At 35.9% G+C, this 16,343-nt stretch carries 12 protein-coding genes, 1 rRNA gene and 1 riboswitch (1 of these 14 cut by a window edge); all 13 genes read left to right on the top strand.

Going from position 1 to position 16,343, the window contains the following annotated elements:
• Positions 1 to 1,980: ribosomal RNA gene (locus AC6IWN_RS11125) — 23S ribosomal RNA — on the top strand (it extends 923 nt beyond the left edge of the window).
• Between the two features lie 406 nt (positions 1,981 to 2,386).
• Positions 2,387 to 3,274: a hypothetical protein gene (locus AC6IWN_RS11120; RefSeq protein ID WP_497987488.1), complete on the top strand. Its 888-nt coding sequence runs from the start codon at positions 2,387 to 2,389 to the stop codon at positions 3,272 to 3,274.
• Between the two features lie 49 nt (positions 3,275 to 3,323).
• The gene (locus AC6IWN_RS11115; RefSeq protein WP_497987487.1) at positions 3,324 to 4,475 is read left to right on the top strand and encodes an ATPase, T2SS/T4P/T4SS family; all 1,152 of its coding nucleotides are present in this window, start codon (positions 3,324 to 3,326) and stop codon (positions 4,473 to 4,475) included.
• A 30-nt stretch (positions 4,476 to 4,505) separates the two neighbouring features.
• Positions 4,506 to 5,456, top strand: coding sequence for a type II secretion system F family protein (locus AC6IWN_RS11110; protein ID WP_497987486.1), 951 nt, complete (start codon positions 4,506 to 4,508; stop codon positions 5,454 to 5,456).
• A 231-nt stretch (positions 5,457 to 5,687) separates the two neighbouring features.
• Positions 5,688 to 6,311 carry a type II secretion system F family protein gene (locus AC6IWN_RS11105; protein ID WP_497987485.1) on the top strand — a complete coding sequence of 208 codons (624 nt, stop codon included), beginning with the start codon at positions 5,688 to 5,690 and terminating at the stop codon, positions 6,309 to 6,311.
• 82 nt (positions 6,312 to 6,393) lie between these two features.
• Entirely contained in the window at positions 6,394 to 6,615 is a 222-nt protein-coding gene (locus AC6IWN_RS11100) for a hypothetical protein (protein WP_497987484.1), read from the top strand.
• Between the two features lie 29 nt (positions 6,616 to 6,644).
• Entirely contained in the window at positions 6,645 to 7,076 is a 432-nt protein-coding gene (locus AC6IWN_RS11095; protein WP_497987483.1) for a hypothetical protein, read from the top strand.
• 27 nt (positions 7,077 to 7,103) lie between these two features.
• A complete protein-coding gene (locus AC6IWN_RS11090; RefSeq protein ID WP_497987482.1) occupies positions 7,104 to 7,673 on the top strand; it encodes a hypothetical protein in 570 nt (189 codons plus the stop codon).
• The gene (locus AC6IWN_RS11085; protein WP_497987481.1) at positions 7,651 to 8,382 is read left to right on the top strand and encodes a hypothetical protein; all 732 of its coding nucleotides are present in this window, start codon (positions 7,651 to 7,653) and stop codon (positions 8,380 to 8,382) included. The genes AC6IWN_RS11090 and AC6IWN_RS11085 overlap by 23 nt, the downstream gene beginning before the upstream one ends.
• A 162-nt stretch (positions 8,383 to 8,544) precedes the next feature.
• Positions 8,545 to 9,642, top strand: a complete 1,098-nt coding sequence (locus AC6IWN_RS11080; RefSeq protein WP_497987480.1) for an SH3 domain-containing protein — start codon at positions 8,545 to 8,547, stop codon at positions 9,640 to 9,642.
• Positions 9,643 to 9,674: 32 nt separating this feature from the next.
• Entirely contained in the window at positions 9,675 to 13,418 is a 3,744-nt protein-coding gene (locus tag AC6IWN_RS11075; protein WP_497987479.1) for an Ig-like domain repeat protein, read from the top strand.
• Positions 13,419 to 13,443: 25 nt separating this feature from the next.
• On the top strand, positions 13,444 to 14,091 hold the full coding sequence (locus AC6IWN_RS11070) for an A24 family peptidase (protein ID WP_497987478.1): 648 nt from the start codon (positions 13,444 to 13,446) through the stop codon (positions 14,089 to 14,091).
• A 348-nt stretch (positions 14,092 to 14,439) separates the two neighbouring features.
• Positions 14,440 to 14,542: riboswitch (purine riboswitch) on the top strand.
• 114 nt (positions 14,543 to 14,656) lie between these two features.
• Positions 14,657 to 16,147: an NCS2 family permease gene (locus AC6IWN_RS11065; RefSeq protein ID WP_497987477.1), complete on the top strand. Its 1,491-nt coding sequence runs from the start codon at positions 14,657 to 14,659 to the stop codon at positions 16,145 to 16,147.
• Positions 16,148 to 16,343 lie beyond the last annotated feature (196 nt).

Raw genomic sequence — 16,343 nt, 5'->3', positions numbered from 1 at the left:
AAAGCTTACCGAAGCATATCAAACTCCGAATGCCGTATAATTGTTTATCGGGAGTCAGACTGCACGAGATAAGTTGGGTAGTCAAAAGGGAAAGAGCCCAGACCACCAGCTAAGGTCCCAAAGTGCGTGTTAAGTGGAAAAGGATGTGGGATTTCGAAGACAACTAGGATGTTGGCTCAGAAGCAGCCATACATTCAAAGAGTGCGTAATAGCTCACTAGTCGAGAGGTCCTGCGCCGAAAATGTCCGGGGCTAAAACACGTCACCGAAGCTGTGGAATTACACTACGTGTGTAATTGGTAGAGGAGCATTCTTAAAACGACGAAGCGTTACCGTAAGGAGGCGTGGAGATTTAAGAAGAGAGAATGCCGGAATGAGTAGCGAGATAGAAGTGAGAATCTTCTAGGCCGAATATCCAAGGTTTCCGGGGTAAAGCTGATCTGCCCCGGGTAAGTCGGGACCTAAGGCGAGGCCGAAAGGCGTAGTCGATGGACAACAGGTTGATATTCCTGTACCTTATATAGACAGAACTGTGGGGACACGGAAGGGTAGGAAGAGCCGGGAATGGAAAAACCGGTTCAAGCACAAAGGTTAGTCTGGGAGGCAAATCCCCCGGATGTTACTGAAGTGTGATGAGGAGCGAATTTAAAGTAGTGAAGCTTCCGAACCCATGCCGTCAAGAAAATCCGCTATTGTTCTATGTAAGCCCGTACCGTAAACCGACACAGGTGGATGAGGAGAGAATCCTAAGGCCGACGGGAGAAGCATTGTTAAGGAACTCGGCAAAATAACCCCGTAACTTCGGGAGAAGGGGTGCCTACGCAAGTAGGCCGCAGAGAAATGGCCCAAGCAACTGTTTAGCAAAAACACAGGTCTATGCAAAACCGTAAGGTGAAGTATATGGGCTGACGCCTGCCCGGTGCTGGAAGGTTAAGGGGAGAGGTTAGGAGCAATCCGAAGCTTTGAACTTAAGCCCCAGTAAACGGCGGCCGTAACTATAACGGTCCTAAGGTAGCGAAATTCCTTGTCAGGTAAGTTCTGACCCGCACGAAAGGCGTAATGATTTGGGCACTGTCTCGACAATGCACCCGGTGAAATTGAAATACCAGTGAAGATGCTGGTTACCCGCGCCAGGACGGAAAGACCCCATGGAGCTTTACTCTAGCTTGATACTGGGATCCGGTAATGCATGCACAGGATAGGTGGGAGGCTGTGAAGTTGTAACTCTGGTTACAATGGAGCCACTGTTGGGATACCACCCTTGTGTTACTGGATTTCTAACATTCAGCCGTAATCCGGCTGGTGGACAATGTCAGGTGGGGAGTTTGACTGGGGCGGTCGCCTCCGAAAGGGTATCGGAGGCGCTCAAAGGTCTTCTCAGAATGGTTGGAAACCATTCGAAGAGTGCAAAGGCAGAAGAAGGCTTGACTGTGACACCGACGGGTGGAGCAGGTACGAAAGTAGGACTTAGTGATCCGGTGGTATAAAGTGGGATTGCCATCGCTCAACGGATAAAAGCTACCCTGGGGATAACAGGCTTATCACTCCCAAGAGTTCACATCGACGGAGTGGTTTGGCACCTCGATGTCGGCTCATCGCATCCTGGGGCTGTAGTAGGTCCCAAGGGTTGGGCTGTTCGCCCATTAAAGCGGTACGCGAGCTGGGTTCAGAACGTCGTGAGACAGTTCGGTCCCTATCCGGCGTGGGCGCAGGATATTTGAGAGGAGCTGACCTTAGTACGAGAGGACCGGGTTGGACGAACCACTGGTGCATCGGTTGTCATACCAATGGCATGGCCGAGTAGCCAAGTTTGGAAGGGATAAACGCTGAAGGCATCTAAGCGTGAAGCCCCCCTCAAGATAAGATATCCCATAGCATAAGCTAGTAAGACCCCTGGAAGACTACCAGGTAGATAGGACAAAGGTGGAAGTGCGGTAACGTATGTAGCTGATTGTTACTAATAGGTCGAGGGCTTGACCTTAAAAGGTTTAACAGTAAAACGAACAAAACGTTCGTAATGGATGGAACATTTTCGTGTGTAGATAAAGTCAATTGAATAAGAAATAACTCAGCTCAAAGCTTAATGCTTTGGGTTTTTTTGTTGTATTTGGATACAGAATTTGTTCTGGTATTAAATGATTCCAAATTTAAAAATTCTCTTATTTATAGGGGCATTGCGATCTTAACAATCATAAATCGTATGGATTGATATGTTAAATATAGACAAAAATATACAAAAAGTCTGTTGATTTTTAATGTGATAAAAATGTTTACAAATATGCATGCTTAATTTATTATAGAAATAACTTCTAAAATTATCTAAATATTGCAATTCAAAGTAAATCAGAACTATTTCCCATTAATTAATTTGTAGAGGAGGTTATTATTTGAAAATAGCATTTTGGAGCATTGCGAATGAAAAGTGTAATGTGTCTGCTAATATGGCTGCTATCTCTGTAGCCAGTGTAATACGTTATCCATATTCGGTAATTGTATTGGAAAATCATCTTCGAAACTCAAACCTAGGGAGAGCATACCTAAGGGATGATAAAATCAATTTAGTGAATGAAGTTGGCACCAATTATTATGATGGTGGAGGTATTGAAGGGCTCTTACGAAAAATATACAGAGGAGCTATGAATACGGAACTTTTGAAGTTACATTTGAAAGAGGTAATCCAAGAGCATCTTTACTACATTCCACAAACTAGAGTGATACATAGCGAAATATTTGATTATGAATTCAATTATTGTGTTCAGACGTTATTTCGGCTGGTTGAGGAGAACGCAGATATATGTTTTATTGATACCGCCAGCAGTAATAATCTTAGTACCAAAACAATCTTAGACGAATCAGATCTAATTGTAGTGAATTTATGTCAAGACCAAAGCGTCTTAGACGATTTTTTCCATAACTATTCATCATTATTTTCAAAGTCAGTCTTCATTATCAGTAATTATGATAGCCGCTTATACTTAAAATATAAACGGATTGCTCAGATGTATCAAATTCCTATTGAAGATATTATCCCTATTCCCCCAAATAATTCGTATCAAATTGCATTTTCAACCGGCTCAGTTGTAGAGTTTGTTCGTGGAAATTATTCTAGCATAAAAGAATCTCCACATTTTTTCTATATTAATTCAATAAAAAAAGCTGCTTATCTGATTATTAAAAAAGCAGCACATTTGGTAAAGACAAAAGAAAATGCTATGATTAGTAGAATTTTAGTACCGTTTTCAATTTTATATTCTTTAGGGGAGTTCTGCATTTAGAAAGTATTAATCCTTTGATAATTTACCCAGCAGCTAGAGAGGTATGATAATGAATAATGATATAAATACTAAAGAATTAAACGATGAGGAGCAAATTTTAGAAGACCTAATAGAATACTTTACCAATGTAGATACCAAGTCATTGAATTTGGTGAATCGTGGTATTAAATCAAAAGAGAGATTTCAGACAGATGTAATTGGTTTTTTGAAGTCACGTCATGTGGATCCATCTAAGTCACAGCAGGTTTGGGAACATTATGAAAAATTCTTATGGGGGTACTATATCCTAGATGATTTAATTAATGATCCTTCTATTTCCGATATTAAAGTAATCAGCGAGAATAATGTGCGTATAAAAAAACTTGGCAGGCGATCAGATTCTGATGTGAAGTTTAGAAGTAAATATGATTACAAGCGTTTTGTGGATATGGTCGCCGTGAAAAACAAAACAAATCTGAGCGATATTAATGCAATACAGATATTCACTGACAAAGAAAGCAATCCTAATTTCATCCTTCGTTTTAATATTTCTACTTCATTTGTTAATTCAACGAATACTCCGTATCTACATATTAGGAAAATACCTAAAAAGAAATTGCTGATATCTGATTTGGTTCAAATGGAAGTTTTAACGGAGGATATTGCCTCATACCTTAAGGATGCGGTCGCGAAAAAGCAAGGTATCGTATTCTGTGGGAAAGGCGCCTCCGGAAAAACTACATTGATGAATGCTTTGCTAGAATGTATTCCTCATGATGAAAGTGGATTAGTAATTCAAGAAAGTGAGGAGCTTTATTCAAGGACTCATCCTGATTTAATGTTTCAAAAAGTGATTATCTCCAAAGGTGAAGGAAAGATCCAATATACATTAAAGGATCTGGCAATCAACGGGTTGCTGACCGATTTGGATTGGTTCATTATCGGAGAAATCAAAGGTGGTGAAGCACTTTATTTTCTTAATGCTAGTTATACTGGGCATAAAGTTATGTGTAGTATACATAGCAATAGTTCGTTGCAAGCTCTTGATAAGATAGCAGATTTTATCAAGTACGAAAGTGATTACAGTAAAGAGGATGCATTAAAGATGTTAGCATCATTATCCACTGTAGTTTTTATGAAAGACTTTAAAGTAACTGAGATATCAGAAATCATAGGCTGGAATGATGACTTACATAATATTGGTTATCGCAGAATCTTCTAGGAATTGGTTATATCGGAAGGGAGATTATTTATGCTTTTTGCATACAGATTGGTACTATTACTACTTATCTATCTTGTTTGCTGTAAAATCTATGAGATTTTTATAGAACAAAAGATTCCTCATTTGACTTTAAGAAAGTTATATAAACGTACAAAGAAGGAAGCACTGTTACGAGAGGAGGAGGATAAACGCTATCGAGAAGAGGAAGGCAGAAAAGAAAAAGTATATTTTCTAAGAAGGATGGATTTGCTCATTAATCGGAGCGGGATTACATCAAGAATCCCCTTTTTGAATACAGGAACGTACTTAGTGATAACTTTTACTGTTATATTGGCATTTACGGGTGGGGTTGCCCTATTTACAGATTCACCAATCATATCTTTAATGGTAGGATTAATTATATTATTTCTATCATATCTAATTCTATATCTTATGTCCGGCATCAATTACAGGGCAACTGAAAAAAACATTCTAGAGTTTACCAATCTTCTAGAGAATTACAGCAAAACCAATCACGATATTATTACTATACTGAATAAAGTTTATCCATATTTGAACAATCCATTACATGATGCAGTAGAAGCATGTGTTATAGAAGCTCGTTCATCCGGAGATGTATCAAAAGCTTTATTAAACCTGGAACATAAAATTGAACTAGAAAAATTCAAGGAAATTATCAGAAACATTGAAATATGCTCTCGTTATGAGGCCAATTATGAAGAAATCATTAAGGACAGCCGTAAAATGCTTCGTGAGTACATTGCTGCTAGAGAAGAGAGAAGGGCATTGATTAAAAACAGCAGGATTGAGATGTTTATCATTTTACTTTGTGGCATCTTTATTATAAACATGTTAGATAGTTTTAGCGAGATCGGAATTGTCAACGTCTTATTTTATTCTTTAATCGGAAACATGATATTAGGGTATTGTATTGTGGTATTGTTCCTGGGATTTTGGGTATTGCTTTCGATTGATAAATAGAGAGGAGGGTTAATCTTATATCAATATATTTTATATTGTAAAACAGTGATATTAATCATTATTGCACTAATAATAGGACGTTTTTTTATTAACTATCCAATCAAAGAAAAATCAGTAAAACTCCAGCGCCTCGCGAAATCAAGATTGCAAAAATCTATGCGAAAAACCTATATTGAATTTTTGAACTATGATAAATTAGATGCTTATCTGACGCAGTATGGTGTAAAGTTTATGTTTCACGGAAAAGTGGATCCTATCAACTATTTTGGAATTAAATTAACTTCTGCCTTCTTACTAATGATTGCTGGATTAAGGACAGGAGGGATTATTGCCGGACTAGGTTTATGGTTTTTAGGGTTTGTACTATTTGACTTATTAATTAAACTGTCAAATAGTCAGGATAACGATAAGATGGAGAGAGATATACGATCAATCTATGACACATTACGTATACAAACCAAAGCAAATGTTTACTTGGTACAAGCTCTAGGAGAGTGTTATCTATCTGTTCAGTCAGAACGTTTAAAATCAGCTCTATTAAAACTTACCAGCAATATAATCGCGAATGCCAACATAGATGAAGCAATTGATGAATTTAACTTACAGTTTAAAAACGGCTATATAGATTCGTTTTGCATCATTATAAAGCAATCATTGGAAAGCGGAAAAAGTGTGCAAATTCTAGAGGATATGTCAAATCAAATTATTGATGTTCAAAAATCAATTAGTATGAAGGAAAGACAATCGTTGGAGCGGATAATTCAGTTGTTCCAGCTGCTTTTCTTTGTGGGGATGATTAGTATTTGTTTGTATTATTTGTGTTTGGAGATAGGGAATGGAATTTCATCCTATTAAATCTGTTGTTTTATGCGAAAGAAGCTTATGTTTCCTTAAGAGATCCAAATAGAAAATTAAAAACCATGAAAGGATTAAAGTTATGTACAAATTGTTAGTTAAGAAGCAGAAAGTAATGGAGAATTTTACATGTTTTAAAAAAGTTTTTATGAAAAAAGATTGCGGGGGGAAGGAAATTATCGCAGAAATTGGGCTGGTAGTTGTGGCAGTAACTCTGTTACTAATCTTTCGAACGCAGATCTCTACAATTATCTCAACCATCATGACAAAAGCTACTACAGAAATTGATGGTTTGTTTAGCTGATGATTAAAACAGGTACAGAGAGAATGTCGATGAAAAAGATTGATTACAAGTGCTTATTAAAAAAAGATCAAGGCAGCATGATTGAGTTTGTATATGTTATGGTAGCTTTGGTTATTGTTACAATCATATGCATTATCATGATGAACTGGTATTCGGATCTGGATAAAAAGACAAAAGTTGAGATGATAGGCAGGGAATATATTTTAAGGATGGAATCAACCGGATATCTTGGTGAGGAGGATCAAACTAATTTAGTGAAAGATCTGACTGATCAAGGACTTACTGACATATCTTTAGCAGGTACTACAAAGGAACCGGTCAATTATGGGGATAAAATTCTGTTAAATATAAACGGTAGTTTGGAAATTAAAACATTTCAAATGGAAAGTTGGATGCATTTATCAAAAGCGAGTAAACTGATACCGGTAAAAATACATAAGTCATCAACAGCCAAGAACTAATAAAGTAGAAGTGGTAAGTGTGATTGTATGAAAAAAGATAATGGATCCGGTATGTTATATTATATATTCTTTTTAGCACTGATCGGATTGGTATGTTTGTTGGCATCCTTTGTAATCAAAATGAAACACGTCGGAATTGTAAATGAAGACATTCAGGATGCAGTATCTTTATCGAATTTGGCAGCAGCACAGATAGATAAAGATAAATACAATAGCTTTGGTACTATTCAAATTAGAGATTTTAATACATCCTATTTTGCCTATGAAGAAGCGCTGATAGATAATTTGAGGTTATCTGAGGATAGAAAACCGATGAATACGGAATACATTCAATCTAGTATCGACATCATTGAATTTTCGGTTTACAATGTCGTGGATTCAAATATCACTCAGGTTCGAAGAAGCTTAATCAATGGAATAGCAGTGACAGAGACCATTAATTGGTGTGGACAGTTAGGTGTATTAAAAACTCCGGACGGCGTGATTATAACGAATACTACGATATACAGCCGAGTTGGTTTTACAATCAAAGGTTTCATGAATAACTCCCATTATGTGTATAAAGAGGGATGCATTGATATTGTTGATCAAGAATGATAAGGAAGGGGGAATCCCAATATTTCGTAAGAAATTAAAGAGAAGTCGTAAAAGTAAGAGTGATAAATCAAGCCATTCAATTAAAAAATTCTTATTTAGCTTCCTACTCGCAGTGATAGCTTACATCGGCCTAATCAATATAGAAAAATCATTGTTAAATGATTATGAGCATTGTGAGCTTTTAAGAGCAAAATGTAGTATTGAAAGTAATACGGAATTCACAAAAGAGAATATAAAAAAATATTTTTATCTAGATGAAATTCCGGCAAGCCTCAAATCGAATGATACATTGGATTCATATGATAATATAATCGGAACGGTATCTGGCAGTTCGTTCCATGAGGGAGAAATAATCTCCAAAGCACGTCTTTTGAAAAAAAGTAGTATACTACAAGATATTAAAAATCCGGTGGAAATAAGCTTTGAAGCTTCTGATCTTTCTCAAGTGGTAGGAGGGATTATAAGACAAGGGGATATCATACAAATCGCTGTGGTAAACAGTGCAAATAAGATCAACACGGAAGTACTTGATTACGCATATGTAGAGAAAGTATTTGATACGAACGGACAAAGGATAGAGAAAACACAGAAGCAACCTTCTGCGGTTATTTTGAATATTATCATAGATCGAGATCAAGTAAAAGAATTTAATGAAAAAATAACATTAGGGGAAGTTCGTGTAAGCAAGGTGAATAAATTTAAATTATAAAATTTACTTGTGATATTAAGTAAAAAGCAAATATTAAATGTAATTATAGGTATTAAGGTAGAATAATGTCAGTTTAAATCAAATATTATTTAATTTTACTTGAACATCTTTCTGGAATTTATTAGAATATATTTACAATAACAAAAGAAAGTAGGGTGTAATATGGGTAAGAAAATTTTATCAATGGTATTAGTGCTTTTCATGGTCGTATCCGTAGCTTTGAACGGTGAAAGTGCACAAGCAGCTGTAAAGATTACAAAGAAAAATGACAGTGTATTTGTAACGAGCTCAGCGAATATACGTGCTAGCTACTCGGCAACTACTAAAAAGCTCGGAAACTTGAAAAAGGGTACCGTCATAAAACGAACCGGAGTTACTAATAATGGCTGGACAAGAATTACTTATAAAAGCAAAACAGCTTATGTATCAAGCAAATATGTAAAAGTTATTATAGTAACTAAGAAAAAAGATACCATATTTACAACCGGATTAGTAAGTTTATATGTAAGCTATAACTCAGCATCAAAGAAGATTGGCTCAGTTTCAAAAGGAGTAATCATTAAAAGAACAGGTGTCACGAACAACGGCTGGACAAAGGTTACATATAAAAATAAGACAGCTTATATTACGACCAGTAAGGTAAAAGTTTTAAAAGTGACAAAGAAAAAAGATACGGTTTATACTACAGGAAAAGTAAATGTGTACTCAAGCTTTACCTCTACTTCAAAGAAGTTAGGATCGCTGAAGAAGGGAACCTCATTAAAGAGAACCGGTACTACGAATAATGGTTGGACAAGGATTATCTATAAGAATAAAACAGCTTACGTTACTACAAAGTATGTAACAACGAAAAAACCAGGTTCAACGAAGCCGTCGAATTTGATTGATCCAAAGCATTTTGCTTCAAACAACTCCTCGTTAGGAATAGTTAAAAGTGTTGATAAAAACACGCTTGTGAGTTTGAAGAATCAACTTCCTTACATAATCGAACACAGACGTAATTTTAATACGAAATACACTTGGAGTAGTGAATGTGAAAAGGTAGCGAAACAATATGCGTGCGGTGATATTAAATGGAATTCAAAGTATGAATTTGTAGAAATTATTGTAGCAGAACGATGTCCAATGGTTCAGATATTGGATTCAATTGAAACAAGCATTGGACATTATCCGGAACGTGATGAAATTGCAATTGTGAGAATCACATTCACTGAGAAGAATAATTTGAAATGTCATCGTTATGTATGTGTAGTAAAATAATCATTTAGAAACGTAGAAGGGAATTGATATTTTTGAATTATATTATTAAGTGGATTAAAAGGATAACAATACCTGTCTTTTTGTTTGTTATAATAGTACTTTCAACTAGGCCAAGCCCTGTATATGCGGATACGTCATTAAGTGCATATGATTTTTATAATAAATATTGTGATGGTGATGGGAAAGCTATTAAATGGGTAGATGATGCATACTATTTTTGTACAAAAGCGAAAGCAGCAAGCAGTGGGATTAGATTTCAAACATTAGGTTTTAAAATTACTGATAAAGATAAACATACTGCAAATGCAAAAATAGGCGGTAAATGTATAAAAAGAGTAGGAAACACAGATCAAGCGATTGATGGATATAAATACAATTTATATAGAATAGATTACACAGATCTCATTAACTATATGATACTTGCACATGGAGGTCGTTCTTCTAATAATACAGATTTAAATTCGGATGTAATAGATCATTATAATGGTTTTACAAGAAATAGCCAAAAACCGGTATTTTACTTTGATGCAATTATTACAACAAATGAAAGCGGTGATTTTGGTAAAATGTATGAAAATGGGGATGGTACCAATTCCTATGCGGGTGATATATATAGATCTCAAGATGCAATTATAAATTGTGGTGTAGGATGGTCACAGAAAACCAAATCTTCTTTTGCTAATTATTTTGAAATAGAAGGAATAGGGGCAAAAATAGGGTTTAAATCAGTAACTCTTGATTTTACAAGTAGTATCATCCCTTCTGATGGTAGATATTATAATTCGTCAAAGAAACTGTATTATACTCGTTTAGGTGTAGCGTTTAATCTAAAACAAGTTTCCACAGCTTGGTATAAATCCGATAATTTTCAGCCTAATTTGAATTGGATTCATACCGTAGATGTAACACCGGGACATACTCAACAGTGGTTGAACCAATATTTCTTTTTGATTCCATTAGGAAATAATATATCAATTGGTAAGCCTAGCTATAATGAGGAAGAAGCTAACGTAAGTGATATAAGAACAACGATACAAAACTGGTCTTCAACAATAAATAGTACATTTGATGTAATGACAACGAATGCATCATTTAAACTAGATAAAAATGATGACATAATTAAGTTTCAGCCAAGAGCAAGGATTTATAATGGTACTAGCATGAAAACTACTACCAAGCGAACAGATGCCTATAATCATATGTCAGATTCCATTTTGAACGGGGATTATGATGATGCAGACAGTGTTAATGTAGCGGCGGATGGTAATGGTCCTACTGGTGTTTATAAACCACCTTCGGCATTATGGACAAATGAATCAGTGCCTGTTCAATTTACTCCTTCAGATTCTCAATCTGGTGTATATAAATATACACGCTATAATGGAACAAGTACCGACCAAGGAGCTACTTGGAATTGGGATAGTACAGGAGCCGAGCATCTTTACACAGAAGAAAAATATAATGATTCGGAGTTAGAAGCGGAAGGTTGGCGTAGAATCAAATATGTGGTTATGGATAACGTTGGAAATACAACTACGATACCGAGCGGCAATTACTTGATTGACAAAACAAAACCAACTGGGCAATTTGAAAATGCTAGTGGCGCCGTATTTAATAGCTTGACATGGAGTAGTTTAGCATCTTGTAATGTTTATTTTGACCCGAGTGATGCATTAAGTGGAGTAGATGTCTGGAGTTATCAAGTACGGTCGACTCAGAATAAAGGAACTTCATGGACTGCTTGGTCTGATCCTGTTACTGTTTATGGGGGTATAACTAAGGCAATTCTATTAAATCCTCCGAAGGATGCGAATATATGTTATCAGATACAATGTACGGTTAAGGATAAAGCAGGAAACTCATCTACTATTACAAGTGGATATTATCAATTTGACAGAACAAAACCATATGCAACATTTTCACCGAATACCAGTACTTCATGGACGAATGAGCTATCTTATAATGTTGTAGTCACACCGAAAGATGACGTTTTTGGAAGTGGTGTAGATCGTTTTCGCTTGTGTTATTCACTGGATGGAGGAACTACATTTACTGATTATGGCGGAACGAGTACCGCTACATCATATACCTGGAACTTAACAGCTCAAGGTCGGATCGTTCTTAGAGCAGAAGTTACTGATCATGCTACTCCTGCAAATGTGGGTGAATCTACAAGCGGTGTTTATTATATTGATCGAACCAAACCTACAGGGCAATTTGAGAATTCGAGCGGAGCTGTGTTTAATAGTTTAGATTGGAGTAGTGCAGCATCGTGTAATGTTTACTTTGATCCATATGATGCATTAAGTGGAGTGGCTCAATGGACATATCAAATCCGCTCATCACAAAATAAAGGTTCTTCGTGGACTGCATGGTCTACAGTAACAGAAGCAACTACAGTAAAAGGTGATTCGTTAAAGGCAATACCATTAAGTTGTCAGGAAGGTGCGACGATATGGTACCAGTTACAGTGTACGGTTAAGGATAAAGCAGGCAATTATTCAACAATCATAAGTAATAATTATCAATTTGACAGAACGAAACCGTCCGGCATGTTTACGCCAAATACTCATACATGGCAAAATAAAAGCCTTACGGTATCCTTTGATCCAAGTGATGTTGGCAGTGGGGTCAAACAGTGGAGATACCGCATATCAAGTGATGGAACCTTTGATACAGAAGCCTGGAGTAATTTAGTCATCGGTGACACAACATCAAATATTTTAGTTGACACCCCCTCAAATACAACAAAAACCTTTAAAGTCCAATGTGAAGTCACAGATTATGCAAATCCAGCTAACACGTCATTGGTTACCAGCGGTACCTATCAATTTGATAAAGTCTTACCAACCGGAAGCTTTTTACCGAATAATTGTGTTTGGAGAAATACCAATATATCCACAACATTTACTCCCGGAGATGTAGGAAGCGGTGTCGTTAGGTGGCGATATCGTTTATCCAGCGATAAAGGAAAAAGTTATGGTGGATGGAAAAACATTGAAGGTAAAAATCCTTCCAGTATTAGTGTGACAGCAGAGGGATTTGATTTGATACAGGCTGAAGTTACTGATGGGGCTACTAATGTTTCACTTATAACAAGTGGTCAATATTTGATTGATAAAACTGCTCCGACAGCCAAAGTTTCAAAGCAAAGAATTGGTTCCATGATGTCAATTAATGTTTATGACATTGTTGAAGAGTTATCGGGTATTAGTAGAGTCTATGTGAAAATTAAGGATAAAGATAACTTGGCTTCTTACGTAATGCAGGACTTAGATCCGATTAATGAAAATAAAATTTATGCAGCTAATGTTACATTAACCGAAGCACTACAAAGCGCTCCAGTATTAGATGTCACAGTTTTTCTGATAGATAACGCAGGAAATGTTAAGGAAATATCGGACAACACGGTATCAGACTTTACAGTAACAGCGGTAGCAAAAAGCTTGGAAGATCCCTTTGAACCAATATTTGAACCAGGGCAGCAGGGGAGAATTATGATTTCTTTGACCGGATATGTGGATAAAGTTCATATCGTTTTTGACAGTACATTTACTGAAAGCGGTGAGATTGAAGAAGCAGAATATCTGTTAACACCCGAAGAATCGGATTCGATAACACATTTGTTTCAAGTTCCAATTATTTGCCAAGAAGGACGATATCCTGTTGAGATTACGGCATATCGGAAAACGGAATGGAAAACAGTGTATACGGAATTGGAAGTGAGAAGACTTCGAAGTCTCAGTAATATCCATACACGGATACGTTCACATTGATTATGAAATTACAGGAACCTATATGATGATAAGCTATTTTTCAATTTTATTTTTTTCTATTCTTTTCCCTCTGAGTCTATCAGTCTTAAGCTTTTATTCACTAAAAGTTCTTAATAAATATGATGATGACCTTTCATTTCATTTTACTAGACAAGATAGCAATTACCTTTTTGCATTTTTGTTTGTTACAGAGCTTTTACTGTTCTATAAGAATCAAGGACAGATGAATTTCCATCAGATGTATACCAGCCTTTTCTTATGTTATCTATATATAACGGCATGGATTGATTATAAAACCATGAAGGTTTATCGAATGTTATGCTTTCTCTTTTTTATCATTGGATTAGTCGGTTTGATTCTTTCTAAACCATCTCTTGAGCGCCTCATTGGCCTTACTATCTACTTATTCTTCTTAATCATTCTCAGTTTAAAAAATATGTTTGGGTTGGGAGATACCTGGATTTTTCTTAACGTGGCATTGTTACTTTTAGGCTTTAAATATCAGGAATTGACCATTACTATATTATTGCTTCATAATGTTTTATCCTCATGTCTGTTCTTACTTTTCAATCTGAAGCATGTTCATATAAAAAAGATGAGGATGAAAAAGGAGCTAGCTTTTGCACCGAGTATAGCATTAGGAGCTTGGGTTATGACATTGCTTTATTTCTAATACTTCTTTATAAATTAACTTCATAAATTAACTTCATAAATTAACTTGATAAAATTTAACCTGATAAAAATTAACTTGATAAAAATTAACCTGATAAAAGGTTGAAACTTTCACTGAATGGAATTGTTTTGACCTTTTATTATGTTACACAGCAGCCTAAAAACTAACTCATTATAATTACAATACTAGTAGAAGCAAGGAATATTGAGCATAAAAGTATCAAAAATAAACTAATTCTAAGATTTATTTAAACTAATTCTAAATATTTGGTAAAAATGGTATTAATTTTATCCTTTTATTTGCTTGCAAAAAAGTACAAGCTGTACTATAATATGGTTGGGAAAAATCCCGCCTTAATTAAATAGTTTCGATATATCGCTGACGTTTATGGGTCGGCAGTTTCTACCGGGTAACCGTTACTTACCCGACTATCGGATTAGAATTCAGATTTCAGATTCCAAGACTGAAGTTTTGAGTTCGACTCTACGATAGGTTGAAACTCTGTTTCAATCTATTTTTTTGTTGGCAGAGGTTTTTCATAATAATTATATTAGGAGATGTAACCATGGAAAAATTCTTTAAGCTAAAGAAATACGGCACTAATGTTCGTACTGAGGTAATCGCTGGTATTACTACTTTCTTTACAATGGCTTATATTATTTTCGTAAATCCAAATATTTTAAAGTTAGCAGGTACTGAAGCCAACCCATTTGACCCAACAGGAATTTTTGTTGCAACAATTATCTCTACAGTAGTTGGAACTTTAGTTATGGCGCTGTTTGCTAATGTACCATATGCACTAGCTCCTGGTATGGGGTTGAATGCATTCTTTACCTTTACTGTATGTGGTGTTATGGGATTCACATGGCAACAAGCTTTAGCTATGGTATTCATCTGTGGTGTTGTTAATATTATCATCACAGTAACAGGACTTCGTAAAATGATTATCCGTTCCATGCCATCTGTATTGCAAAAAGCAATTGGTGGTGGTATTGGTTTATTCATTGCATACATAGGTATTAAGGACTGTGGATTATTAAAATTCACAAGTGACCCTGGTACTTATCAATTTTTTGGTAAAACTCCAGCTGATGCAACAGTAGTCGCTAGTTCATCAGCAGTTCCTGCACTTGTTAACTTTTCTAATAAGGCTGTACAGTTGGCATTAATTGGTATTGTTCTAATTCTTATACTGATGGTATTAAGAGTAAAAGCTGCTATCTTGATTGGTATTGCTGCAACAACAGCGATTGCATGGATTGAAATGGTCGTTTTTAACGTTTCACCAAATGAGTTAGGTTTACATGGAAAGAATTGGCAAGATTTAATCGGGGCTGTAACGAACGGTCCTAATGTGTTAGATTCAATTGCATCTGTAAAACATACTGCATTTAAGATGGACTTTAGTGGCTTGTTTGCTAGTGGAGATAAGCTTATCCTTGCATTAACTGCTATTATTGCATTTGTACTTACTGATATTTTTGATGCCCTTGGTACTTTCATCGGTACTGGTCGTCGCTCCGGCATCTTTGATGCGGAAGATGAGAAGCTCATGTTAGAAGGTAAGGGAATTAAGTCTCGTTTGGACAAAGCATTATTTGCTGATCTTAGTGCTACAATCGTTGGTGCGTTCTTTGGTACATCCAATACAACAACCTATGTTGAAAGTTCAGCAGGTATTTCTGTCGGTGGTAGAACCGGTTTGACATCAGTAGTAACAGCATTTCTATTCTTGTGCTGCCTTGTACTCTCTCCGGTACTAGGATGGGTACCTGGTGTTGCAACAGCTCCTGCACTTGTAGTAGTTGGTATCCTCATGATGTCTTCTGTTGGTGAGATTGATTGGAAAGATTTCAGCGTTGCAGCAGTTGCATTCCTTACCATCGCACTAATGCCATTTACCTATAGTATTACAACCGGTATTGCTTTTGGTTTTATCAGTTATGTATTAATTGCTGTTCTTAAAAAAGAGGTAAAGAAAATACATCCGATTATTTATGTATTCACGGCATTATTTATTCTTAACTTTGTATTATTAGCAGTCAGAAATCTGTAATTAATAAATAAGCATTAAAGTTATAAAACTATAAAAAGCGCGTCGCAAAATCTATTCATGGATTTTACGACGCGCTTTATGATTATCTAGAACTTATAAAAAATATCTCGAACTAGTATGAATATCTCGAACTAGTATGAATATCTCGAACTAGTATGAATATCTCGAACTAGTATGAATATCTCGAACTAATATG

It is taken from the genome of Variimorphobacter sp. HTMS_6, from assembly GCF_059717775.1.
This window is presented reverse-complemented; position numbering and strand designations above follow the sequence as displayed.